The 23,243-nt window shown below is 65.0% G+C and carries 22 protein-coding genes and 1 tRNA gene; 14 read left to right on the top strand and 9 right to left on the bottom strand.

From position 1 onward, the window contains the following. Positions 1-53 precede the first annotated feature (53 nt). Entirely contained in the window at positions 54-938 is an 885-nt protein-coding gene (locus tag HGK27_RS10865) for a LysR family transcriptional regulator (RefSeq protein ID WP_206240542.1), read from the bottom strand. Between the two features lie 86 nt (positions 939-1,024). On the opposite strand from HGK27_RS10865, the gene HGK27_RS10860 reads away from it, so the two are divergent. Together HGK27_RS10860 and HGK27_RS10855 are read left to right on the top strand one after the other, a co-directional pair. Then, complete coding sequence (locus HGK27_RS10860; RefSeq protein ID WP_206240541.1) at positions 1,025-1,801, top strand: alpha/beta fold hydrolase; 777 nt, start codon at positions 1,025-1,027, stop codon at positions 1,799-1,801. Between the two features lie 153 nt (positions 1,802-1,954). Beyond that, a tRNA-Gln gene (locus tag HGK27_RS10855) sits at positions 1,955-2,029 on the top strand. A gap of 34 nt (positions 2,030-2,063) precedes the next feature. Here HGK27_RS10855 and yghU read toward each other — a convergent pair. The 3 genes from yghU to HGK27_RS10840 all read right to left on the bottom strand — a co-directional run bounded on the left by yghU (position 2,064) and on the right by HGK27_RS10840 (position 5,366). Continuing rightward, a complete protein-coding gene (gene yghU / locus HGK27_RS10850; RefSeq protein WP_206240540.1) occupies positions 2,064-2,927 on the bottom strand; it encodes a glutathione-dependent disulfide-bond oxidoreductase in 864 nt (287 codons plus the stop codon). A 132-nt stretch (positions 2,928-3,059) separates the two neighbouring features. Continuing rightward, positions 3,060-4,154, bottom strand: a complete 1,095-nt coding sequence (locus HGK27_RS10845) for a branched-chain amino acid aminotransferase (protein ID WP_206240539.1) — start codon at positions 4,152-4,154, stop codon at positions 3,060-3,062. 624 nt (positions 4,155-4,778) lie between these two features. Further along, positions 4,779-5,366, bottom strand: coding sequence for a hypothetical protein (locus HGK27_RS10840; protein WP_241127029.1), 588 nt, complete (start codon positions 5,364-5,366; stop codon positions 4,779-4,781). Positions 5,367-5,504: 138 nt separating this feature from the next. On the opposite strand from HGK27_RS10840, the gene HGK27_RS10835 reads away from it, so the two are divergent. From HGK27_RS10835 to HGK27_RS10825, 3 genes are all read left to right on the top strand, one after another. Beyond that, the gene (locus HGK27_RS10835; RefSeq protein WP_206243037.1) at positions 5,505-6,230 is read left to right on the top strand and encodes a TlyA family RNA methyltransferase; all 726 of its coding nucleotides are present in this window, start codon (positions 5,505-5,507) and stop codon (positions 6,228-6,230) included. A gap of 367 nt (positions 6,231-6,597) precedes the next feature. Then, positions 6,598-7,155, top strand: a complete 558-nt coding sequence (locus HGK27_RS10830; protein ID WP_206240538.1) for a TspO/MBR family protein — start codon at positions 6,598-6,600, stop codon at positions 7,153-7,155. Positions 7,156-7,252: 97 nt separating this feature from the next. Further along, entirely contained in the window at positions 7,253-7,504 is a 252-nt protein-coding gene (locus tag HGK27_RS10825; RefSeq protein ID WP_068081407.1) for an accessory factor UbiK family protein, read from the top strand. Between the two features lie 278 nt (positions 7,505-7,782). Here HGK27_RS10825 and HGK27_RS10820 read toward each other — a convergent pair whose 3' ends face one another. The 3 genes from HGK27_RS10820 to purM all read right to left on the bottom strand — a co-directional run bounded on the left by HGK27_RS10820 (position 7,783) and on the right by purM (position 10,887). Next, a complete protein-coding gene (locus HGK27_RS10820) occupies positions 7,783-8,550 on the bottom strand; it encodes an EF-hand domain-containing protein (RefSeq protein WP_241127027.1) in 768 nt (255 codons plus the stop codon). A 260-nt stretch (positions 8,551-8,810) separates the two neighbouring features. Then, positions 8,811-9,788, bottom strand: coding sequence for a phosphoribosylglycinamide formyltransferase (gene purN, locus HGK27_RS10815; protein WP_206240537.1), 978 nt, complete (start codon positions 9,786-9,788; stop codon positions 8,811-8,813). Next, the gene (gene purM / locus HGK27_RS10810; RefSeq protein ID WP_206240536.1) at positions 9,781-10,887 is read right to left on the bottom strand and encodes a phosphoribosylformylglycinamidine cyclo-ligase; all 1,107 of its coding nucleotides are present in this window, start codon (positions 10,885-10,887) and stop codon (positions 9,781-9,783) included. Before purM ends, purN begins: the two co-directional genes overlap by 8 nt. 150 nt (positions 10,888-11,037) lie before the next feature. On the opposite strand from purM, the gene HGK27_RS10805 reads away from it, so the two are divergent. From HGK27_RS10805 to HGK27_RS10790, 4 genes are read left to right on the top strand one after another with little or no spacing between them, the layout of a single operon-like run. Then, positions 11,038-12,363: a heavy-metal-associated domain-containing protein gene (locus HGK27_RS10805; protein WP_241127026.1), complete on the top strand. Its 1,326-nt coding sequence runs from the start codon at positions 11,038-11,040 to the stop codon at positions 12,361-12,363. A 9-nt stretch (positions 12,364-12,372) separates the two neighbouring features. Continuing rightward, the gene (locus HGK27_RS10800; RefSeq protein WP_206240535.1) at positions 12,373-12,993 is read left to right on the top strand and encodes a P-loop NTPase family protein; all 621 of its coding nucleotides are present in this window, start codon (positions 12,373-12,375) and stop codon (positions 12,991-12,993) included. A 46-nt stretch (positions 12,994-13,039) separates the two neighbouring features. Further along, positions 13,040-13,741, top strand: coding sequence for a serine O-acetyltransferase EpsC (gene epsC / locus HGK27_RS10795; RefSeq protein ID WP_206240534.1), 702 nt, complete (start codon positions 13,040-13,042; stop codon positions 13,739-13,741). Further along, positions 13,742-14,110, top strand: coding sequence for a DUF2794 domain-containing protein (locus tag HGK27_RS10790; protein WP_206240533.1), 369 nt, complete (start codon positions 13,742-13,744; stop codon positions 14,108-14,110). It begins immediately after the preceding gene. Positions 14,111-14,159: 49 nt separating this feature from the next. Here HGK27_RS10790 and gph read toward each other — a convergent pair whose 3' ends face one another. Further along, entirely contained in the window at positions 14,160-14,882 is a 723-nt protein-coding gene (gph, locus tag HGK27_RS10785) for a phosphoglycolate phosphatase (protein ID WP_206240532.1), read from the bottom strand. A 61-nt stretch (positions 14,883-14,943) separates the two neighbouring features. Here gph and glmU point away from each other — a divergent pair, with 61 nt between their 5' ends. The 4 genes from glmU to HGK27_RS10765 all read left to right on the top strand — a co-directional run bounded on the left by glmU (position 14,944) and on the right by HGK27_RS10765 (position 19,676). After that, positions 14,944-16,317, top strand: coding sequence for a bifunctional UDP-N-acetylglucosamine diphosphorylase/glucosamine-1-phosphate N-acetyltransferase GlmU (gene glmU, locus HGK27_RS10780; RefSeq protein WP_206240531.1), 1,374 nt, complete (start codon positions 14,944-14,946; stop codon positions 16,315-16,317). Positions 16,318-16,398: 81 nt separating this feature from the next. Then, positions 16,399-18,222, top strand: a complete 1,824-nt coding sequence (gene glmS, locus HGK27_RS10775) for a glutamine--fructose-6-phosphate transaminase (isomerizing) (protein ID WP_206240530.1) — start codon at positions 16,399-16,401, stop codon at positions 18,220-18,222. A gap of 59 nt (positions 18,223-18,281) precedes the next feature. Beyond that, a complete protein-coding gene (locus tag HGK27_RS10770; RefSeq protein ID WP_206240529.1) occupies positions 18,282-19,265 on the top strand; it encodes a GGDEF domain-containing protein in 984 nt (327 codons plus the stop codon). Between the two features lie 72 nt (positions 19,266-19,337). Next, positions 19,338-19,676 carry a DUF2322 family protein gene (locus HGK27_RS10765; RefSeq protein ID WP_206240528.1) on the top strand — a complete coding sequence of 113 codons (339 nt, stop codon included), beginning with the start codon at positions 19,338-19,340 and terminating at the stop codon, positions 19,674-19,676. 5 nt (positions 19,677-19,681) lie between these two features. Here HGK27_RS10765 and HGK27_RS10760 read toward each other — a convergent pair whose 3' ends face one another. Further along, a complete protein-coding gene (locus HGK27_RS10760; RefSeq protein WP_206240527.1) occupies positions 19,682-20,485 on the bottom strand; it encodes a hypothetical protein in 804 nt (267 codons plus the stop codon). A 235-nt stretch (positions 20,486-20,720) separates the two neighbouring features. On the opposite strand from HGK27_RS10760, the gene HGK27_RS10755 reads away from it, so the two are divergent. Next, positions 20,721-22,970 carry a putative bifunctional diguanylate cyclase/phosphodiesterase gene (locus HGK27_RS10755; RefSeq protein ID WP_206240526.1) on the top strand — a complete coding sequence of 750 codons (2,250 nt, stop codon included), beginning with the start codon at positions 20,721-20,723 and terminating at the stop codon, positions 22,968-22,970. Positions 22,971-23,243: the final 273 nt, after the last annotated feature.

The raw sequence follows: 23,243 nt of genomic DNA, 5'->3' as shown, positions 1-23,243 counted from the left end.
CTGAAGGTGCAAACGCTTGAGGCTGCCATAAGGCACCGGGGTGGCGATGGCCATCAATCATGCTCGGGAAAGCGGCTTTCGGCGGTGAAGGCCAGCACGGCGGGGGCATATTCCTCCGAGCGGAGCGCCAGAGCCAGCGTCACCGAAGCCGTCTCCTCCAGCGCATAATAGCTGACACCGCGCAGCGAGGTATCGCGCATCGAATCCGGCACCAGGGCAAAGCCGATTTCCGCGGCCACCAGCGCCAGAACCGAGGCAACCTGAGGCGCGGATTGCCCCAAAATAGGCTCGAAACCGGCTTTGCGGCACAGGGCCAAAGTTTCGTCGAACAGGGTCGGCCCCAGGCTGCGCGGCGTGACGATCAGCGGCTCCTGCGCCAGATCGAGCAGCCGCACCGGATCGCCGGGCGGCACGCGCGAGGAAGGCAGGGCGACGATCAGCGGCTCCTCCTCCAGCGGATAGATGCGCAGGCCGGTGTGATCCACCGATGTCGGGCGGATAAAGGCCACGTCCAGCGTGCCGGCCAGCAGGGCGGTGACTAGGCCCTGCGAATTGTCTTCGCTCAGGCTCAATTCCACCTCGGGGAATTTGCGGCGGAAGGTGCGGATGGTGTTGGGCACACGGTGGTTGAAGGCCGCCGATCCGGTAAAGCCCACGCGCACCGAGCCCGTTTCGCCCTTGGCGGCGCGCTGCGTATCGCGCACCGCGGCGGCAATGAGGTCGGGAATGGCGGCGATGCGATCGCGAAACACCTTGCCCGCGATGGTCAGCTCGGCGCCTTGCGGGATGCGGTGGAACAGCTGCGCGCCCAGTGCCTCTTCCAGCGCCTTGATCTGCGAGCTGAGCGGCGGCTGGCTGATCCCCAGCTTCTGCGCGGCGCGGGTGAAGTTGCCTTCCTCGGCCACGGTCAGGAAATAGCGGATATGCCTTAGCTCCACTCCATACCTCCAGCGTATAGCAATCGCGTCTTTCATGTATTGGACAAATGGCAAGTGCAACGCCAAATCGGGGGCGGAGGTTGAAAATGCACAGTTCCACCATGCTTTCCCCGGCTTACCCGTCTTTCGCCCCTGCCGTGACGGGTGCCGCGAACGACACCAGCGCGAAGCTGGAACCAACCGTCTTCCTGCCCGGCCTGCTCTGTGACCAGAGCCTGTGGCAGAACCAGGTCGAGGCGCTGGCCGATGTCTGCGCGCCGATGATCGCGAACCTGACGCTGGACGACACGATCGAGGCCATGGCGCGCCGCACTCTGGCGGCGGCGCCTGCGCGCTTCTCGCTGGTTGGCCTGTCGATGGGGGGCTATGTCGCGCTGGAAATCATGCGGCAGGCGCCCGAGCGTGTGGCCCGGCTGGCGCTGGTCGATACCAGCGCGCGGGCCGACACCGCCGAGCGCGCGGCGCAGCGCCGGGCGGGCATGGAATCGCTGAAGCGCGGCAAGTTCGTGGGGATCACCCATGGGCTGCTGGGCAATCTGATCCATCGCTCGCAGATGGAAACGCAGGTGGGCAGCCAGATGCGCAGCATGGCCTCGCGCGTGGGGGGCGATGCTTTCCTTCGCCAGCAGAATGCCATCCTCACCCGGCCCGATTTCAGCACGGTGCTGCCCGGTATCACCGTGCCCACGATGATCGTGGTGGGCGATGATGACCGCGTGACGCCGGTCTCTCACGCGCTGGAGATGCATGAGGCGATTGCCGGCTCCACCTTCCATCTGGTGCGCGAATGCGGCCATATGGCGGCACTGGAAAAGCCCGAGGACACCAACGCTTTGCTGCGCGACTGGCTGGACGCCGCTTAAGGCCCGGCGCGGACCGGCGCTCAAGGTTGTTATCCGGAACGTTTTTCAGAATGAGGAGGGGAAACGGGGTGAAAAAATCCCGTCTCCCCTCTTGCCCCGCGAAACCAAATACGGCAAAGCGCGCGTCCTCGGCCCCGGAGCGGGCACGAATGCTGGGGCGTAGCCAAGCGGTAAGGCAGCGGTTTTTGGTACCGCCACGCGGAGGTTCGAATCCTCCCGCCCCAGCCAATTTCCTGACATGATCGTTGTTTGTGAACTGCCGTTACGCGGGTACGGTTCTGGCCAGCAACGCGGGATCGAGCGCTTCGAAATCCGCCGGAGAATGACGCTCCCGCAAACCGCCGCTTGGCTTGTTGACGAAGCGGCCACGGCGCGTGCCGGGGCGGGCGTCGATCTCGGCCACCCAGCGGTTCACATGAGTGTAGTCCTGCGTGGAGAGGAACTCCTTGGCCTCGCCATAGGCATCGCCCTGGATCAGCCCGCGGAACCAGCCGAAGGTGGCCATATCGGCGATGGTGTAGTCATCGCCCGCCAGGAAGCGGCTCTCGGCCAGACGGCGGTCAGCCACGTCCAGCAGGCGCTTGGTTTCCATCGCATAGCGGTTGATGGCATATTCGATCTTCTCGGGCGCGTAGAAGTAGAAATGCCCGAAGCCGCCGCCGATAAAGGGGGCCGAGCCCATCTGCCACATCAGCCAGTTGAACGTCTCGGTGCGGGCCTTGCCGCTGGTGGGCAGGAAGGCGCCGAATTTTTCGGCCAGATGCACCAGGATCGAACCCGATTCGAAGACCCGCACCGGCTCGGGACCGGAACGGTCGAGCAGGGCCGGGATCTTGGAGTTGGGGTTGATGTCAACAAAGCCGCTGCCGAACTGGTCGCCATCGCCGATGCCGATAAACCACGCGTCATATTCGGCGTCGTGACCGGCCTCGATCAGCTCTTCCAGCATGATCGTCGCTTTCTGGCCGTTGGGCGTGCCCAGCGAATAAAGCTGGAAGGCATGCTCGCCGACCGGCAGCTCCTTCTCATGCGTGGCGCCCGCGACGGGACGGTTGAGCGCGGCGGCGGAAACGCCGGGCTTGTTGTCCCATGTCCAGACTTTGGGGGGCGTGTAAGTCTCTGTCACCGGGTGGGCACTCCTGTTGGGGGGCATTGTCGGTGAACAGATAAGGCGCCCCAACCGGCCTTGCCAGAGGGACGCCTTATGCGAATCGATAATAGATCGCCGCGCCGAAATAATCCCGGCGTGCAGAAGCGTTTAGGCCAGCTTCTTCACCCAGCCATGCGTGTCCGGAGCCTGCCCGCGCTGGATGGCGACAAGGCGTTCCTTCAGCTTGCCGGTCGTCTGGCCGGGGCCGCCGGTGCCGATGGTGAAGCTGCTGTCAGTGTCCGACACCTTGCCCACCGGCGTGACCACCGCCGCCGTGCCGCATGCGAAGGTTTCGAGCAGCTTGCCCGAGGCGGCGTCAGCGCGCCACTGGTCGATGCTGTAGCGCTCCTCGCGGACGGTCAGGCCTTCCTCGCGCGCGAGCGCAAGGATCGAATCGCGGGTGATGCCCGGCAGGATCGTGCCCGAGAGTGGCGGCGTGATCAGCGAACCGTCCTCGAAGACGAAGTAGAGGTTCATGCCGCCCAGTTCCTCGATCCACTTATGCTCGGCGGCATCGAGGAAGACGACCTGATCGTGGCCCAGCGCCATGGCCTCGGCCTGCGGGACGAGGCTGGCGGCATAGTTACCGCCGCACTTGGCCGCGCCCGTGCCGCCCGGCGCCGCGCGGGTATACTGGCTGACCCAGATCGACACGGCGGGCGCGCCCGACTTGAAGTAATTGCCGGCGGGCGAGGCGATCACGATGAACTTGTAGTTCTTGGCCGGGCGCACGCCGAGGAACGCCTCGGTGGCGATCATGAAGGGGCGCAGATAGAGCGAGGCGCCATCCTGCTGCGGAATCCAGTCGCGGTCGGCCAGCACCAGCGTCTTGATCGCCTCGACGAAGAGTTCTTCGGGCAGCGTGGGCATGGCGAGGCGCTTGGCGCTCTCGTTGAAGCGCGCGGCATTGGCCTCGGGGCGGAACATGGCGATGGCGCCATCGGCATGGCTGTAGGCCTTGAGGCCTTCGAAGATTTCCTGCGCGTAATGCAGCACGCTGGCCGCCGGATCGAGCGGGATGGGGCCGCGCGGGCCGATCACGGCATCATGCCAGCCCTTGCCCTCGGTCCATTCGATGGTCACCATATGGTCGGTGAAATTGGTGCCGAAACCGGGGTTGGCCAGCACAGCCGCGCGCACATCCGCCGGGGTGGGGGCAGGGTGAGGCAGGGGGGTGATGGTCAGTTCGGCGGCACTCGCCATGATGGTTACTCCTTGGGGGACTCGGATGGGTGGCTCTTTGTACTAAAATTTCACCCAGAGCAAGTCTTGAGACATAAAAATGCACGAAGCTTCTGATCTAGCACAGGGCGATCAGGGGGCAAAGATGGCAGTTTCACGCAGGAAACAATGACTCAGGGGGTGTTTGGAAAATGCGCTTTCGCCGGATTTGCAAACAAACTCTTTGCCCAAATGAGAAGGGCTGCGATGGCCCGTCACCATCACAGCCCTTCGCATGGTCAGCGGCCAGAAAGTGCCGCCACGAAGCCTTTATCGCTTAATCGAAACTCAGCGATAATGCTCCGCGATGCGGGTTGCCGACCTCTCTGCTGAACCATGAGACATCGGATCACCTCCTTTCGCGCTGTTGAGCCAAGTTGGCCGCGAGGAGGATCTTGTGGCACGGCACCGACCCAACCCTTGCGACGGGGCCAACCGGCATCGACCGACTGGCCTTGACATGAGGTGTGACTCCTTTTGCGCTGCACAACAAGACTTGAATTGCGATTTATTGCTGCCAATATGCTGTGCGCTTCGCGGCAGGCTGATCTTATCAACAGCGCTGCGATCAGCGGTTTACCGCAGCTCTCCTTTGCCGATTGGCCCTTACTGGCGGCAATCCTCGATCACGCGCGAAACCTCGGGCCAACTCGGCACATAGAGCGCGGTCACGCCATCGGCCTTCACCGCGAAACGGCCGCGCGAAAAGGCCATGGCATCCAGCAGCGGATCGCGGGCATTCAGCACGGTTTCCAGCCAGGCGCCGCGCGGCTGCAGCCACAGGGCGCGGGTCTGGCTGGCGGTGATCAGCGTCATGCTGACATTCTGGCTCGCGCCCGGATTGGGCAGGTCGAGCGAAATGGTGCGGTTGGCGGCGGCGCAGCGGATCACGAAACGGCTGCTGCCGGGCGCGCCGAAGCGGGCAACCGATTCGGCGCCTTCGCGTGCCCAATGCCAGTCGCCCGGGGTGATGGGGGCATCGCGCCAGTCAGCGACGGGGGCTGGCGGCGGCGGAGGCGGTGGTGTCGGCGCCGGGCGCACCGGCTGAGGGCGCGGTGCCGGGGCAGGCGGGGGCGTGCTGGCGCAGGCCGCCAGCAGGGCGATCAACCCGCAGGCCAGAGCGCCGCGCAGCCGCAGGGCAGGGCGCGAGGGCCGGGGCGACAGATGGGGCGAAAGAGCGCGATTTGCCTTCATGGCCTCCCTATGGAATGAGGGGCCCGGCTCGGCAAGAGTCGAACCATCCATTCACCGCCAACAGGTTTCCGCTTGAGCCAGTCTTCTGATTCCAAACCGCCCCATCCCGTTTCCGGCCGCCCCGCCAAGAAGGCCAAGATCCGCGTGGATCAGGCGCTGGTCGATCGCGGGCTGGTCGAGAGCCGGTCGCGCGCTCAGGCGCTGGTGCTGGCCGGGCTGGTGTTTTCCGGCGAGACAAAGATCGCCAAGCCGGGTCAGACCATCCCTGAGGATGCGCCGCTGGAAACGCGCGGGCGCGATCATCCATGGGTGAGCCGGGGTGGCATCAAGCTGGCCCATGCCATCGATCATTTCCAACTCGACCCCACGGGCGTTACGGCGATGGACATCGGCAGTTCGACGGGCGGTTTTACCGATGTGCTGTTGACCAAAGGCGCCGATCATGTCTTTGCGGTCGATTCGGGCACCAATCAGCTGGCGTGGAAGCTGCGTCAGGACCCGCGCGTCACCGTGCTGGAACAGACCAGCGCCCGCGTGCTGACCCCCGCCCAGATCGATCGCCCCTGCGATTGGGTGGTCTGCGATGCCAGCTTTATCAGTCTGGCCAAGGTGCTGGATGTGCCGCTGAAGCTGGCCGCGCCTGCCTGCCGCCTTGTGGCGCTGATCAAGCCGCAGTTCGAGGTGGGACGCACCGAAGTGGGCAAGGGCGGCGTGGTGCGCGATCCCGTGCTGCATGAGCGCGTCTGCGCCGAGGTGCGGACATGGGTGGAAGGTTTGGGATTCGTGGTTGACGGCATTGTCGAAAGCCCGATCACCGGGCCTGAAGGCAATGTGGAATTCCTGATCTGCGCCCAACGCAGCTAAAGGGCGCGCATTCCGGCCTGAGGGCGCAATCCAAACCGCCAAGGGGCTGAATTTCTACATAGCGGAATAGACGGAGGCAAGTGCCTGCGGGCAATCGCCTCCGAAACGGAATAACCCGTAGGCGATGGCTTGCGCGGGGGCTTTATCGTGGCATGATGAACGCCTTGTTAAGGATCTCATGCAAAGGTTCTCCCGCCTTATGACCTCCACGATGCACCAGTCTGCCGCGCGCCCCGCCGATCGACCTGCGCAACGTGAAGGCACTCGGTTCACCGCACAAGAATCCTTTTCCACACCGGGATCTTTCCGTAATGTCAGCCGCGACAGGCAGGATGCCTTTCATCGTTCGAGCAGGGTCTCCTACCGCATGACCGAGATTGCCTCTTCGCGCCAATTGATGGCCGGCCTGCTGCGCTGGGTTATCGTGTTCGTGCCCGCCATGCTGCTGCTGGGCTTTGTCTCGGCCTCCGCTTCGGGCAGCGGGCCGGACAATCCGTGGTTTGCGGCCTTGGTCAAGCCCTCGCTCTACCCCTCTCCCGCCACCTTTCCGGTCGTGTGGAGCGTGGCCTATGTGCTGATGGGGGTGGCACTTTCGATGATCGCCAGCGCGCGCGGTTCCCATGGGCGAGGGCTCGCCATCGGCATCTTCGCGCTGCATCTGCTGGCCAATTTCGCCTGGTCGGTGATCTTCTTCGGCCAGCATAACATTGCGCTGGCGATGGGCGATGTGGTGGTGATGGATATCACGCTGGCCGCATCGATCTTTCTCTTTGCACGCCTGCGCCCTGTGGCGGCATGGCTGCTGGCGCCGGTGATGGCCTGGGTGCTGTTCGCCACGTTGCTCAACTGGCAGGTGCTGAGCCTTAACCCCGATGCTCATGAAGCCGGTCAGGCTGCTGCCGGTTCTGTGCATGTAACGTTCTGAAGGCTGGCGCGCTATGCATCGTGGCGTTAAGGCGTGCCCAAGCGGACTCGTGGTATCACGGGCCCCAAGACAACACCTATCCGAACGGACCTGACCCATGCAGAGCGAAAACCCCCTTCTGGCCGATGTCGTCAAGCTGATGAACAGCGCGGCGGGCACGCTGGCCGGTGCCACCCGCGAAGCCCGCGACGGCGCGCGCGAAAAGCTGCGCGAGACCTTCGGCGGTCTGGATTTCGTGAGCCGTGAAGAGTTCGATGCCGTCAAGACGATGGCTGCCCGTGCCCGTGAAGAGGCTGAGGCTCTGAAGGAGCGGGTTGCGGCTTTGGAGGCGGCTCTGGCTGCGAAGTAAGAAGTTTAAGGGAAGATGCGAGGGTCATAACCCTCGCGCTCCCTTTAATGTCTGCGTAGCGCTTCGGGTTCGGCCATAGAGCTAAGGATGCTGCGCCGCAGGCTTTAAAATTCCGAAGCTGTTGTAAGGGCGCCGGGGCTTTCTGCCTGCGGCGCCTTTATCTTGCACAGGTGGAGAGTTGGGGCGCTGCGATAGGAAGCCGCTGCCCTAGCGTCGGAAGACGTCATGGGAGCGCGAGGGGGTAACCCCCTCGCTTCTACTCTTCTTCCTTAACCCCCTTATCGACGCGGCGGCGGACCACCGGGACCACCCGCTCCACCAAACCCGCCCGGACGACCACCGCGACCGGGTGCCAGCTTGTCGATCTCGTCGCTGGACAGGGTGCCATCCTTGTCAGTGTCGGCCTTGTCGAAGCGAATGTGTTCATAGGCCAGCAGTTCGGGCAGGCTCATACCGGCGTCGTAGTCGGTGTTGGCCTTGGCGATCACCACGGCGTTGAGCGGTTCGACGGCGATGGAGAGGGCGGTGTCGCGCTCGCCGTCGCCCAGCACCGGGCCGATGCTGTTGGGGATGATCTCGGCGAATTCGCCATTGCCGTTGTCCGACAGCGCCGTTGAGCCCAGCTTGCCCTGCCAGGCGATGAATTCGTTCTCGTCGATCTGGCCGTTGTGGTTGGTGTCGATGACCTTGAAGCGGGCGCGGATGATGGCGTCGCGGCGGGCGGTGACGACCTGGTTGAACTCGGCGAGGGTGACGATGCCGTTGTGATCAGCGTCGGCGGCACGGAACATGCTTTCGACGGCTTCGTCGAACTTCTTGAGCGAGATGGGCTTCATGTCGCGGGGGCCGCGCGGGCCGACGGGCATGTCGGGGCCGTGGTCAACGCCGCCGCCGGGGCCGCCACCCATACCGGCGCCGCCCATGCCGCCGCCCATTCCTCCCATGCCACCCATGCCTCCCATCTGCGCCATGGCCGGGCTGGCGGCGATCAGGGTTGCAACGATGGTGGCGAGCGGCAGGGCGAGCCTGCGCGAGGAAAGGCGCATCGATAATCCTTATGGTTCCGACCGGTTATGGCCTGACTGGTGCCTTTGCCAAGATTGCTGCCAGATGAACAGGGTGCTTTCGTCGCGCATAAAGCCCGGCTTGGCGGATGATTTAATGGAGCAGGTAGAGAGGTGTGGCGCTCGGGTCGGTTGCTACTGCGGTTGCGTCGGGAGACGGAATGGGAGCGCGAGGGCCCGGAGCATTTCACTTGAGAAATGCGACCAGCGAAGACTCCACCCTCGCATCTTCCCTTCTTCCCTTAAAACTGATCAGCCACATCCATCAGATGGACCAGCTTACGCGGCGCCACCGAACGCCAGCTGCGCGCCAGCCAGTCGGCAATGCTGTCCCAATCGGTGTCGCCCAGATCGAGGCGGATGCCGATCCAGTTGTCGCCGAAATAGGCAGGACGGAAGTAGCGCTCATCGTCCTGCTCGATCAGGGAGGCCTGCTCGTCGGCGCCGCTGATCTTCACCAGCAGGGCGACATGGCCCCCGGCGTGATGATTGTTGGCGACATAGGCGAACTTCTTGCCCTTCACGATGCCGAAACAGGCCATGCCATGGCTGTTGGTCTCATCGGCCTCGGGCAGGGCGAGGGCCTTTTCGCGCACCTGCTCGGTCAGCCATTCGGGCGATTTTTCGCGCGTGACCCATGCGGCAAGGCAGCGGGCATAAAGCTGATGCTCGGCGAACAGCACGCGCCCGGCCAGTGTTTCCGCCGTATCGCCGGGCAGGATCGCCACGCGGGTCTGGCCCAGCACGGGGCCGTCATCCAGTTCCGGCGTCACAAGATGGACGCTGACGCCGCCATGGCTGTCGCCCGCATCGATGGCGCGCTGGTGGGTGTGCAGGCCCTTGTAGGCGGGCAGCAGCGAGGGATGGATGTTGAGCATCCGCCCCTCCCAGCTGCGCACGAAATCATCCGTGAGGATGCGCATGTAACCGGCCAGCGCCACATAGGCCGCGCCCGCTTCGCGCAGGGCGGTATCCATGGCGGCGTCATGCTCGGCGCGGCTCATGCCCTTGTGAGGCAGGGCGAAGGTCGGCACGCCCTCGGCGGCGGCCAGCGCAAGGCCGCCCGCCTCGGGCTTGTTGCTGGCCACCAGCACGATCTCATAGGGGCAATCCTCCGCGCGGCTGGCATAGAGCAGCGCGGCCATATTGGTGCCCGAGCCCGAGATCAGCACCGCCACCCTGGCCTTGGGGGCGGCAGGCTGGCGGATCGGATCAGGCATTGTGCGTGGCGGTCCATGCCTCGCGCGCGGACCACACTTCGTCAGCGCCGAAAACGGTGCAGCCGCGCTGACCGGCCTCGATGGCGCCGATGGTGTAGACGGTCTCGCCAGCCTCGGTCAGATCCTTGGCCAGCTGCTCGGCCTCATCGGCGGCCACAGCCAGCACCATGCCCACGCCGCAGTTGAAGGTGCGGGCCATTTCCTCGGGCTCGATGTTGCCTTGGGCCTGCAGGAAGGCCATCAGGCGGCTCTGCTCCCAGGCACCGGCATCGATCCGGGCATGGAGGTGAGCGGGCAACACGCGGGGCACGTTCTCAAGCAGGCCGCCGCCGGTGATGTGGGCGAGGGCATGGATGCGGCCCGCACGGATGAAGGGCAGCAGCGTCTTCACATAGATGCGAGTCGGCTCGATCAGATAGTCGATCAGCAGGCGGTCGGCATCGAAGAGGGCGGGGCGGTCCAGCTTCCAGCCCTTGTCGGCGGCGAGGCGGCGCACCAGCGAGTAACCGTTGGAATGCACGCCCGACGAGGCCAGACCCAGCAGCACATCGCCCTCGGCCACGCGGTCACCGGTGAGTTGCTCGCCGCGCTCGACGGCGCCGACGCAGAAGCCCGCCAGATCGTAATCGCCAGCGGCATACATGCCGGGCATTTCCGCCGTTTCGCCGCCGATCAGCGCGCAGCCTGCCAGCTTGCAGCCCTCGGCAATGCCCGCGACGACACGCTCGGCCACGCCATTCTCCAGCTTGCCGGTGGCGAAATAGTCGAGGAAGAACAGCGGCTCGGCGCCCTGCACGATCAGATCGTTGACGCACATGGCGACCAGATCCTCGCCGATGCGGTCATGGCGGTCATGATCGATGGCCAGCTTCACCTTGGTGCCCACGCCGTCGTTGCCCGCCACCAGCAACGGGTCCTTGTAGCCAGCGGCCTTGAGATCGAAGAAGCCGCCGAAGCCGCCCAGATCGGCGTCGGCACCGGGGCGGGCCGTCGATTTGGCCAGCGGGCCAATGGCCTTCACCAGCGCATTGCCAGCGGCGATCGACACGCCGGAATGTTCATAGGTGTAGCTGGTGGGCGTCTTGTTGTCGTCGGTCATGGCGGCTTCTCGGCTTTCCAGAAACGACGCTAAAGATGCGCCGAAAATTGAGTAGTGAACAGCTTTCGCGCGCCGCCTAGCGCTTTCCGGCTTGGATTTCCATGGGGGTTACGCCAATAGGCTCACAGCTTTTTGACGATTGAAGGCCCGATGCAGACCCTTTTACCCCGAGAAGCCTTGCTCGAACCGCTGCGCCGTATAGTGCGCGCGCGTCCGCGCATGGTGCTGGCCGGGGCAGGCGTTCTGGCGCTGGCCGGGGGAATCGCGGCTTTCGGTCCCTCGCGGCTGATCGCCCAGATCGAGGGGGATCGCGGCATCGCCCCGGTCGTCACCACCGGCGATATCGAGATCAACGGCGTTCAGGTCGATGTGCCGGGCAAGACCGCTCAGGAGGCGCGTCAGGCCGGTTGGCATGAGGCCTATAAGCAGGCCTGGGCCAAGGCGGGCGGCCCCGAGATGGGCGCCGATGCCATCGGCAATCTGGTTTCCGCCGTGGTGGTGGAGAGCGAGCAGATCGGCCCGCATCGCTATCGCGCCACGCTGGGCATCGTCTTCGATCGCGGCAAGGCCAGCGGTTTCCTCGCCGGGCATGGGCCTTCGGGTGGCATGCGCTCGGCGCCGATGCTGGTGGTGCCGGTGCTGTATTCCGGTGGCGTGGGGCAGGTCTATGAGGTGCGCGGCATCTGGCAAAAGGCCTGGGCCGAGTATCACACCGGCGCCAGCGCCATCGACTATATCCGCCCGCAAGGTTCCGGCAGCGATTCGCTGCTGCTGACGGCTGGCCAGCCCGGTCGCCGCAGCCGCATCTGGTGGCGCGCCCTGCTCGACCGGTTCGGCGCCAGCAATGTGCTGATCGCCGAGGCGCGGCTGGAGCGGCAATGGCCCGGCGGCCCGGTGAAGGGCACCTTTACCGCGCGCATCGGCCCGGACAACACGCTGGTCGACAGTTTCACCCTCTCCGTTCAGGACGAGGGGCAGGTGCCGGGCATGCTCAATCAGGCTGTGCTGCGCTTCGATCAGATCTACACGCAGGCGATGACCAGCGGGCAGCTGCGCTCCGATCCTACGCTCAATGTCGATCATCCGGTGATCGATCCGGGTCTGGCCCAGCTGATTCGCACTGGCGAAGCTGCCGAGGCCGAGCAGGCCGCCGCCCGCGCCCGTGCCGAGGCCGATGCGCTGGCAGCGCAGCCTCAGCCGAGCCCGTCACCCACGCCCGAGCCCAAGCCTACCGCTGCTGCAGCCGCTTTGTCGGTGCAGTTTGCCTCCCCCGACGCCGGGGCGGTTGATGCGGCGCTGGGCGGGGTGCGCGGCACCAAGGGTGTCGAGGGCGCGGCCACCACCAGCATCGCCATCGGCGGCACATCCGTGATGCGGGTTACATTCAATGGAACGGCGGCGGAACTCGCCGCTGCGCTGCGTTCGCGCGGCTGGCAGGTGAGCGTGGCGGGTAACACCCTGCGCATCCACCGCTAAGGAACTCTTATGACTGCACAAATTGCTCTCCCGCTCGATATGCCGGGCCGTGATACGCCGTCGCGTATCGTGGTGGGCCCCGCCAATCTGACCGTGATCGAGGCGTGTCAGCAGGCCGACAACTGGCCTTTCCGCACCGCCATCCTCTTCGGCCCGGCGCGCAGCGGCAAGAGCCTGCTGGCCCGCTGGTTCGCCGAAAGCGGCGTGGGCGAGGCGGTGGACGATGCCGATCGCATGGACGAAACCGCGCTGTTCCACCGCTGGAATCGCGCTCAGGAGGCGGGCACGCCGCTGCTGCTCACCGCCACGACGCCGCCCGATGGCCGCGCCTGGGAGGTGAGTCTGCCCGATCTGGGGACGCGTCTGCGCGCCGCGCTGCGTCTCGACATCGGCGAGCCCGATGACATCATGCTGGAAGAGCTGATCGCCCTTCATGCCGAGGCGCGCGCCCTGCCGCTCTCGCCCGAGGGCTGCCATTACCTTGCAAGCCGCGCCGAGCGTTCCCATCTCAACGCCGAAACGCTGGTGGCCATCATCGACAGGCTCAGTCTGGAGCGCAAAGCTGCGCCGGGCATGTCGATCTGGCGCGAGGCTCTGGAGGAGGTGTCGGGTTCGGCGGGCGCCGCTTAAAGGCGGGATGCTTGTGCCGGGCGCGGCGACATGGGATAAGCTACGCATGATCCGGCGTCTGTTGGCCTATATCGATTCCGTGGTGGCGCGCGATCCGGCACCGCGCTCGCGCTGGGAGGTGCTGCTCTATCCCGGCTTCTGGGCGCTGGCGCTGCATCGCGTGGCGCATGGGCTGTTCCGCCGCCAGTTCTATTTTCTGGCCCGCGCGGTGAACCATTTCGCCCGCTTTCTGACCGCCATCGATATCCATCCCGGCGCCACCATCGGGCGGCATCTGTTCATCGATCACGGCTTTACCGTGATCGGCGAGACCAGCCTGATCGGCGACAATGTGACGATCTATCAATGTGTTACGCTGGGCGGCACCAATCCGGCCAATGGGGTGGGCGGCAAGCGTCACCCGACGCTGGAAGACAATTGCATCATCGGTTCCGGCGCGCAAATTCTGGGCCCGATCACCGTGGGCAACCGCGCTCGCGTGGGCGCCAATGCCGTGGTGACCGAGGATGTGCCCGAGGGCGCGACGATGGTCGGCGTGAAGGCCCGTTCCACGCTGGTGGCGGCGGAAACATGGTCGCGCGATTTCATCCCCTATGGCACGCCCTGCCGCGAGCCTTGCTCGGATGCGGAGCCTGCGGTCAGCCGCATCGAGGCGCTGGAGGATGAACTGGCCTCTCTGCGCGCGCAGATTGCCGCGCTGGCGGTCGAGCGTTCACCCGATGCTCCGCGCGACGGGACGCAGGGGTAAGTGGCTGAGCCCGGCAGCGCGCCCGGTCCTTCCGGGCCGACAGTTGTTCCCTTTCCGCGCCCGGCGCAGCAGGTCGGCTTTGACCGGCTGGAGCTGACGAAGATTCTCGATCTTTACGGGCGGATGGTCGCTGCGGGTTTGTGGCGCGACTATGCGATGAATTTCGACAAGGATGCCGCCAGCTTCAGCGCCTTTCAGCGCGCCGCCGAGCGGCCGCAGGCCCGCATCGAAAAATGCCCCGCTCTGCGCAACCGACAGGGCATGTGGACCCTGTTCGGCGAAAGCGGACAGGTGCTGAAACGCGGCCATGAACTGGCCGGCGTGCTCAGCCCCATCGAGCGGCGGCTGGTGAAAGCGGTGGAGAGCTGATCAGAGCATTGTGCGAAAAAGTGGGAACGGTTTTTCGCAAAAAAATGCTCTAGGCCTGCAGCGCGTTCAGGCTTTCCAGCGTGGGGATCAGCTCGTCGAAATGGTCGATCACCGCATCGGCACCCAGCGTATCGACCGGCAGATTCGAAAAGCCGAAGCTGACCGCCACCACCGGCAGGCCTGCGGCTCTTGCGGCATTGGTGTCGAAATGGGTGTCGCCGATGTAGACCGTGCGCGGGGCGGTCAGACCGGAGCGCTCGATCATCAGTTGCAGCAGATCCGGCGCGGGCTTGGATCGGCCCGGGCCCAGCGTGTCGCCGCCGATGATGGTGTAGAAATGATGGGTCAGCCCCAGTTCGCCCAGCAGCTTGCGCGCCAGATGCTCCAGCTTGTTGGTGACCAGCGCCAGCTTCACCCCGCGCGCCGCCAGCGTCTCCAGCATGGGTTCCATGCCGGGATAGGGCTTTGTGTGGCGGGAGATATGCTCTTCGTAATAATCGACCAGTTGCGGCAGCAGGGCTTCGAACTGTTCTTCCGGCACCGGGCCGCCGGTGGCCGCCAGCGCGCGCTGCAGCATCATGCGCGTGCCGCCGCCGACAAAGGTCAGCGTTTCCTCACGCGTGGCTGCCGGGCGCCCGGCTTGCGTGAGCGCATGGTTGAGCGCCTCGGCCAGATCGGGGGCGGTGTCGAGCAGGGTGCCGTCGAGGTCGAAGCCCACCAGATCGAAGGGAAAGTCGGGGCGCTGCAAGGCGTTGGGAGAATTTTCGGTCATTGCCCCAAAGGGTGCCCTCTCCGTATGGAAACCGCAAGCTTTTGCTGGCAAAGAGCCCCTTATGACTGATGTGACATCCGCTCTGGCGATCGTCGTTCTTGCCGCCGGCAAGGGCACCCGCATGAAAAGTGACACGCACAAGGTGCTGCACGCGATTGCGGGCAGGCCCATGCTGGATCACCTGCTGGCCAGTGCCGAGGCGCTCGATCCGCAGCGCCGCGTGGTGGTGGCGGGCCATGGGCGCGATCAGCTGGAAAAGGCGCTGAAGGGCCGGGCGGATATTGCGCTTCAGGAGCCGCAGCTGGGCACCGGCCATGCTGTGCAGATGGCCGAGCAGGCTCTGGCGGATTTCGATGGCGATGTGCTGATTCTCTATGGCGATGTGCCCTTCGTGCGCAGCGAAACCATGCGGGCGATGATCGAGCGTTTGAACGCCCACGATGCCCCCGCCGTGGTGGTGCTGGGCTTCGAGCCCGAGGACACGCTGCAATATGGCCGCGTGATCGCGCAGGATGGCCGCATCCTCAAAATGGTCGAGCATAAGGATGCCACGGCTGAGGAGCGCGCCTGCCGCCTCTGCAATTCCGGCCTGATGGCGGTGAAGGCGCGCGATCTGTTCGGCCTGCTGGCGCGCGTTGGCAATGACAATGCCCAGGGCGAATATTATCTGATCGATATCGTCAACATCGCCAATCAGGACGGGCGGATCTGCGCCGTCACCGTCACCGATGATGCCGATGAGGTGATGGGCATCAACAGCCGTGGCGAGCTGGCTCAGGCCGAGCGTCTCTGGCAGGACAGGCGCCGCAAGCAGGCGATGGTCGATGGTGCCACGCTGATCGCGCCCGAAACCGTGTGGTTCAGCTGGGACACGCAGCTGGGCCGCGATGTGGTGGTGGAGCCGAATGTGGTGTTCGGCCCCGGTGTTTCCGTGGCCGATCATGTCACCATCCATGCTTTCTCGCATCTGGAAGGCGCGAAGGTTGCCAGCAAGGCCGATATCGGGCCCTATGCCCGTCTGCGCCCCGGCGCGGACATCCGCGAAAAGGCCAAGGTCGGCAATTTCGTCGAGATCAAGAATGCGGTGATGGGCGTGGGGGCCAAGGCCAATCACCTCTCCTACGTGGGCGATGCCGATGTGGGCGCGGGCGCCAATCTGGGCGCGGGCACCATCACCTGCAACTACAACGGCTATTTCAAGCACAAGACGGTCATCGGTGAGCGGGCCTTCATCGGCTCGAATTCGGCGCTGATCGCTCCGGTGACGATCGGGGCCGATGCCATCGTGGCAGCCGGCAGCGCCGTCAGCCGCGATGTGGCGCCCGGCGAGCTGCGCATGGTGCGCGCCGAGCAAATGGTGAAGCCGGGCTGGGCCGACCAGTTCCACGACATCATGCGCAAGAAAAAGGCCGAAAAGGACGGGAACAAGGGGTAACGCCCTTAAGCTCCCGGAAAGCCTGACCTCTATAATCGCGGCCCATAAATCAGGGCACACCAAACAGGGAATTGAGCGCGCATGTGTGGCATCATCGGCATCGTCGGCAAGGATGAAGTGGCGGACCGTCTGGTCGACGGCCTGCGCCGCATGGAATATCGCGGCTACGACTCGGCGGGCGTCTGCACCGTGCATGACGGCGAGCTGGTGCGCCGCCGCGCGCCGGGCAAGCTGCTCAATCTGGTGAAGGAGCTGGCGGTCAATCCGGCGCCGGGCCATGTCGGCATCGCGCATACCCGCTGGGCCACCCATGGCGCGCCCACGGCGGCCAATGCTCACCCGCATGCCACCAGCGTGCTGGGGCTGGTCCACAATGGCATCATCGAGAACTTCAAGACCCTGCGTGACGCGCTGACGGCCAAGGGCCGGACGTTCGAATCCGACACCGATACGGAGGTGGTGGCCCATCTCGTTTCGGATCTGGTCGAATCCGGCCTGTCGCCCGAGGAAGCCGTGGCTGCGGCTCTGCCCCAGCTGCGAGGTGCTTTCGCTCTGGCGATCGCCTTCCGCGAATATCCCGATATGCTGATCGGCGCGCGTCTCGGTTCGCCGCTGGTGGTGGGCTATGGCGAGGGTGAGACCTATCTGGGCTCCGACGCTCTGGCGCTGGCCCCGCTGACGCAGCGCATCTGCTATCTGGAAGAGGGCGACTGGGTGGTCATCACCCGCGAGGGCGCCCGCATCCACGACAAGGACAACAACCCTGTCGAGCGCCCCATCGTGGCCAGCGGCGCCAGTGCGGCGGCTGTGGAGAAGGGCAATTACCGCCACTTCATGCAGAAGGAAATCTACGAGCAGCCCACCGTGGTCGCCCAGACGCTGCGTTCCTACGTGCGTCATGTGGACGAGAGCGTGGCCCTGCCGCAGATCGATTTCGACCTGTCCGCCATCCGCCGCGTGACCATCGTGGCTTGCGGCACCTCCTTCTACGCTGGTCTGGTCGCCAAATACTGGTTCGAGCAATTCGCCCGCCTGCCGGTCGACATCGATGTGGCCAGCGAGTTCCGTTACCGCGATCCCGTGCTGGAGCCCGGTGGCCTCGCCATCTTCATCAGCCAGTCGGGCGAGACCGCCGACACGCTGGCCGCCCTGCGCCACTGCAAGGAAAACGGCCAGACCATCGCTGTGGTGGTGAATGTGCCCACCAGCTCCATGGCGCGTGAGGCCGATCTGCTGCTGCCCACCCATGCCGGGCCGGAAATCGGCGTGGCCTCCACCAAGGCCTTTACCTGCCAGCTGGCCGTGCTGGCCGCTCTGGCCGCGCATCTGGCAGTGAAGCGCGGGCGTATGAGCCGCGAGGAAGAGCGCCATGTCGTCCATCAGCTGATCGAGACGCCTGCCGCCCTGAACGCGGCTCTGGCCTATGACGACGCGATTGCCGCTATGGCGCATCTGATCGCTCCGGCGCGCGATGTGCTCTATCTGGGGCGCGGTCAGGACTTCCCGCTGGCGCTGGAAGGCGCGCTGAAGCTCAAGGAAATCAGCTATATCCACGCCGAAGGTTATGCGGCCGGTGAGATGAAGCATGGCCCCATCGCGCTGATCGACGAGAACGTGCCGGTCATCGTGCTGGCCCCGTCCGGCCCGCTGTTCGAAAAGACCGTCAGCAACATGCAGGAGGTGCGGGCGCGCGGCGGCAAGATCGTGCTGATCTCCGATGCCGAGGGTCTGGCCGAAGCGGGTGAGGGCTGCATCGCCACCATCGAGATGCCCAAGATCCACCCGCTGATCGCGCCGCTGGTCTATGCCGTGCCGGTGCAGCTGCTGGCCTATCATGTGGCTTGCGTGAAGGGCACCGATGTCGATCAGCCCCGCAATCTCGCCAAATCGGTGACGGTGGAGTAACGCACCGGTCACTTGCAGGCCTTACGGATTCTTAGGGATTGATCCCTAGGATTTCGGTGATGATAAGGCCTATCGATGTCGCGCAGGAAAGAGCCACGGGCGGTTCCACCACCGCCCATGGCGCTTTCGACGCCGACACGCTGCTCGCCCGGGCGACAGCGATGGCCGGGATCGGGGCTTGGAGCTGCGAGCTGGCGGATACCGCGCTCAGCTGGACTCCGGCGGTCTTCGAGCTTTTCGGTTTTTCGCCGGAGCATCGGCTCGACCGGCGCGAAGCCGTTGAGTTCTATGCCGAAGAATCACGCGCGATGATGGAGCGGCTGCGTGCCGAGGCCCTGACCCATGCGCGCCCCTTCACCATGGAAGCGCAGATCATGCGGGCCGATGGCACGCAGCGCTGGATGCGCCTCACCGCCGATGTGATGCGTGAGAACGGGCGCATCACCCATCTCTATGGCCTGAAGCAGGACATCACCGAGGAAAAGAAGCGCTGGGAGGCTCTGCGTCGCCTGGCTGAAAACGATCCGATCACCGGTCTGGCGAATCGCGCGGTGTATGAAACGCGGTTTCTGAATGCGCCGATGGTCCAGCCTGCGATCGCTCCGCTCGGTGCGCTGATTCTCTTCGATCTGGACCGTTTCAAGCAGGTCAACGATCACTTCGGCCATGCGGCGGGCGATGCCTGCCTGAAAGCCGCCGCGCGCCGTCTGGCCGCAGCTTTTCCCGATGCGCCGCTGGTCGCGCGGATCGGCGGCGACGAATTCGCCGTGCTGACCGATGCCAGCGTGGCCCCTTTCGCGCTGGAGCGCCGCGTGACGCGGGTGCTGACCGATCTGGCGAGGCCGATCCTCTGGCGCGGCCATCGTCTGGCCTTCGGTGCCTCGGCGGGCATGGCGCTGGTGGAGGACCCGCATCGCTATGATGCCGGAGCGCTTTTCGCCATCGCCGATGAAGCGCTTTATGCCGCCAAGGCGGCGGGGCGCGGCATGATGGTCATCGGCACCGCATCGCGCCCGGTGTTTCGACAGGCTTCCTGCTGTTGACGACCCGACCGATGGCGAATGGCCGGGGATGGTGCTAGGGGCGCAGACCCTACCAACTCAGGAATGCCAAAGATGTCGGTGACGATCCAACCCGCTGCGAGTTTCAAGGACAATCTGCAGGCCCTGCCGCCCATCACCGGGCTGGAGCGCATCGATCTGGTGAGCGACGATGGCACTCTTGTCGACAGCATTCCCAATCAGCCGGGCAAACAGGGCTCGCTGGCGGTGTATCACTATCTGAAACAGGCCTTTGGCGCTTTGGATGCTCAGGCGGCCGAGCATGGCCTGCTGGTCTTTGCCGAGCATACGCAGGATGCGCGCAACCGTCCGGGCGCCCATCCCAACATCGACCGCCTGCTGGCCATTGCCGAAGGCGGTGCGCCGCTGACGATCGAGGTGATCGCGGCCTGACCGGCCTACTCTTCGGTGTAGCGGACCAGCAGGCTTGTCCGGCCTGCCAGCATGGTTGCCAGTTCATCAACCATGGCTGCTTCGGCTCCGGCGTAGAGACTGGCCAGATCCTCGGCCAGTTTCCGCGCGGTGGGGCCAGCCAAGGGCTCGGCGCGGCGGAAGCCCAGCAAGCGCGCGCCTATGCCGAAGAGCATCAGCCCATGGCTCTCGCCCAGATGGCGGGCGAGGGCATGGTTCTGCATCGGGCTGAAATCGCATGAAAAATAGCCGTTGGGAAAGGCGGCGATGGCATCCGCCGCAGATGTGACCGGGGCGTAAAGGAAAAGAACTGCATCATCCGCGTCAAGGCCCAGCGCCGCGTCGGGATCGCGGTTGATGCTGAGCAGATCATTGCCTTCAGCGCTGTCTCCGCAAGGCAGTTGCCCTTTCAGGGATTCGCCGGACACCTCCGCTGACAGGTGCTGAAGATTGGCGAGGCGGATAGGAAATTCCGATGGCGTGCTGAGATAGCCCCGGTGTTCGCCATTTTCATAGGCCTGCGGGTCCAGCCCGGTCAGATCATGGCCAGCGGTATCGTCCAGCCCGTGATAATCGGCACCATGGCCCGATGTGTAACAGGCCTGCCCCAGATCATCGAGCGTGGCGATCACACAAAGATCGGGCCGCTCTGCCTGAAGCGCCGCATGCAGATCGAGCAAAGCCTCGAAAGAGGCGATGCCTCGTGCTGTCACGCCATCACAGAGCAGCGTGTTGAAAGTCCTGGGCGGCGCTTCGGCGAAAGGCACCAGCGTGGGGGCGGGATGGGGCATGGCGCTTATGAGGCGGCAGGTTGGGGCGCCTGTCAATCGCTCACCTTGGTTAACTTTTCTGAATGGGCGGCCTTATGCGGAAAACGCGTCATTTCCTTTGAATTTTCGTAACTTGGTTACTTGGTGTTAACTCAAGAATCTTACCGAAAACCCTTCGGCATTTACGGTGTGCCAAGGATTGCCCGCCTATACCCCGCCTATGAATGGCAAAGCGGCAATCGCCAGCAGCGGCGAGTTGGGACTGTTAACGGTGCTGGGCCTTGCCGAGCGCGGCCGAGACGTTTCGACCCATCTGCTCGGAAGCCAGCAGGCTCAACAGGCCAAGGTGGCGCGCATTCGGCTGCTGACCCAGGCCCCCGGCGCTTTTGTGGTGCTGGCGCTTTATCTCCAGCTGTTGGGCTGGGCGCCGATGCTGGGCTGGCTGGCCGGTCTTGCCGCCTCGCTGGGTTTTATAAGCTATGCCGACAAGCGCGGCGCCTTTGCCACGCAGATCGCCGCCACCATCGCCAATGCGCTGGTCTGGACCGCCGTGCTGTGGTTCTTCGTGCCGCTGGGATCGCAGGGCAGCCATTTCGAGATCTGGACGGTGCTGGCCACGCTGATGACCGTCTCGGCGCTGATCCTGCCGACCACGCCTCTGGCCACGCTGATGTTTTCGGCCATTGTGGGCGGGGCGGCGATCGGCTCCTTCGTGCAGGGCGGCTATGGGGCGATGGCGGGCGTGGCGGCGCTGTTCGTGGGCTGCATCGCGCTGGGCACGGTTGAGTCGGCCAAGCGCTTTCTCGCCTCGCGCATCACGGCGGCCAATATTGCCGAGCGGGATGAGATGGTCAGCCTGCTGCTGCGCGAAACCGAGGAAGAGGCCGACTGGCTGTGGCAGACCGATGCCCGCCACCGGGTGCGCGATGCCGGACGGCGCTTTGCCGATGCGCTGGGCCTCTCGGCGGGCGAGATCGAGGGGCAGGGCCTGCTTCACCTGATCAGCGGCTCGGGCGATCTGGACGGTTCCGATCCGGGGCTGATCGAACTGGCGGGCAAGCTGGGCAATCGCGAGGGTTTTGCGGGGCTGGCGCTGCGCGTGCTGGTGATGGAGCGCCGCCGCTGGTGGGAGATGTCCGGCGCGCCGCGTTTCGATGGCGTCGGGGCGTTTGAAGGCTTTCACGGCGTGATCTCGGACGTGACCGAAAGGCGCGAAAGCGCCGAGCGTATCGCCCGTCTGGCACGCTATGACACGCTGACCGGCCTGCCCAACCGCCTGATGCTGACGGAAACGCTGGCTGCTGCTCTGGCCGAAGGTGGGGGCGCGCTGATGATGCTCGATCTCGACCGGTTCAAGGCGGTGAACGATACGCTGGGCCATCCTGTCGGCGATGCGCTGCTGGCGCAGGTGGGCCAGCGGCTCGCCGCGCTGATGGCCCCGGGGGAGATGGTGGGCCGTCTGGGCGGCGATGAATTTGCTGTCGTCCTGCCTGCCGTCGCCAGTGAGGCGCGGCTGGACGACATCGCACGCGGGATTTTGCGCGATCTTGCGCGTCCGTTTCTGGTGAGCGGGCATCCGCTGTCGATTGGCGTGAGCGTGGGCTCAGCGATGGGGCCGCGCGACGGGGCTTGTGTCGAGGATCTGATGCGCCATGCCGATATGGCGCTCTACCGCTCCAAGGAGACCGGGCGCGGGCGGCATGTGGCCTATGGCGCGGACCTGCGCGCCGATGCGCAGGAGCGCCTCGTGCAGGAGAACGCGCTGCGCTGCGCCATCCAGAACGAGCATTTCGTGCTGCAATATCAGCCTGTCGTCGATCTGCTGAGCGAGCGGGTGGTGGGCTTCGAGGCGCTGCTGCGCTGGCAGCACCCCGAGCGCGGCCTTGTCGGCCCCGACACCTTCGTGCCGCTGGCCGAGGCCTGCGGGCTGATCGTGCCCATCGGCCAATGGGTGCTGAAAGCCGCCGCGCGGGAGGCGGCGCGCTGGAAAGGGCCATTGCGCGTGGCGGTGAATGTCTCGCCGTTGCAGCTGATGGCGCAGGATTTTGTCGAGGGGCTGGTGCAGGTGCTGGCCACCTCCGGCCTGCCGCCGCAGCGGCTGGAGATCGAGGTCACCGAGAGCATCTTCGAGGGCGATGCCGAAAGGGCCCGCGCCGTGCTGGAGCGGGTGCTGGCGCTGGGCTGCTGCGTGTGCCTCGACGATTTCGGCTCGGGCCATGCCTCGCTGGACTATCTGCGCAAGCTGCATTTCTCGGCGATCAAGATCGACCGGAGCTTCGTGAAAGCCGCGCTGGCCGGGCATCAGGAGAGCCTTGCCACTGTGCGGGCCATCGTGGCGATGACCCAGGGGCTGGAGATGGCCAGCATCGCCGAGGGCGTGGAAACCGCCGAGGAACTGGCGCTGATGCGCGATCTGGGCTGTACGCGGGTGCAGGGATACTATTTCGGGCGCCCGATGGACAGCAGCGCGATCGATCGGCTTTTTGCAAGGCAGAAGCAGGCTTGAAGAAGGTTTGAAGCAGGGGGCGTTACGCCCCCTGCACCCCCGAGACGTCTTCCGACACGGATGAAGTGCCAAGGCAGAGTGCAGCGCAAACGTCCCACCGCCGGAGGCTTTCATGCCTGCGGCGCTGCGGCCTTGCTCTATGGCTGAACCCTTGGCGCAACGAAGACATTCATGGGAGCGCGAGGGGGTAACCCCCTCGCATTTTCCCTTTTCCCTTTAACGAAAAGAAAAAGGCGGCAAAGCCGAAGCCCCGCCGCCCTTCAATCCGGTAAA

Source organism: Novosphingobium terrae (assembly GCF_017163935.1).
Classification (GTDB): domain Bacteria; phylum Pseudomonadota; class Alphaproteobacteria; order Sphingomonadales; family Sphingomonadaceae; genus Novosphingobium; species Novosphingobium terrae.
The sequence above is the reverse complement of the archived record's forward strand: the minus strand, read 5'-3'. Positions and strand labels throughout refer to the sequence as shown.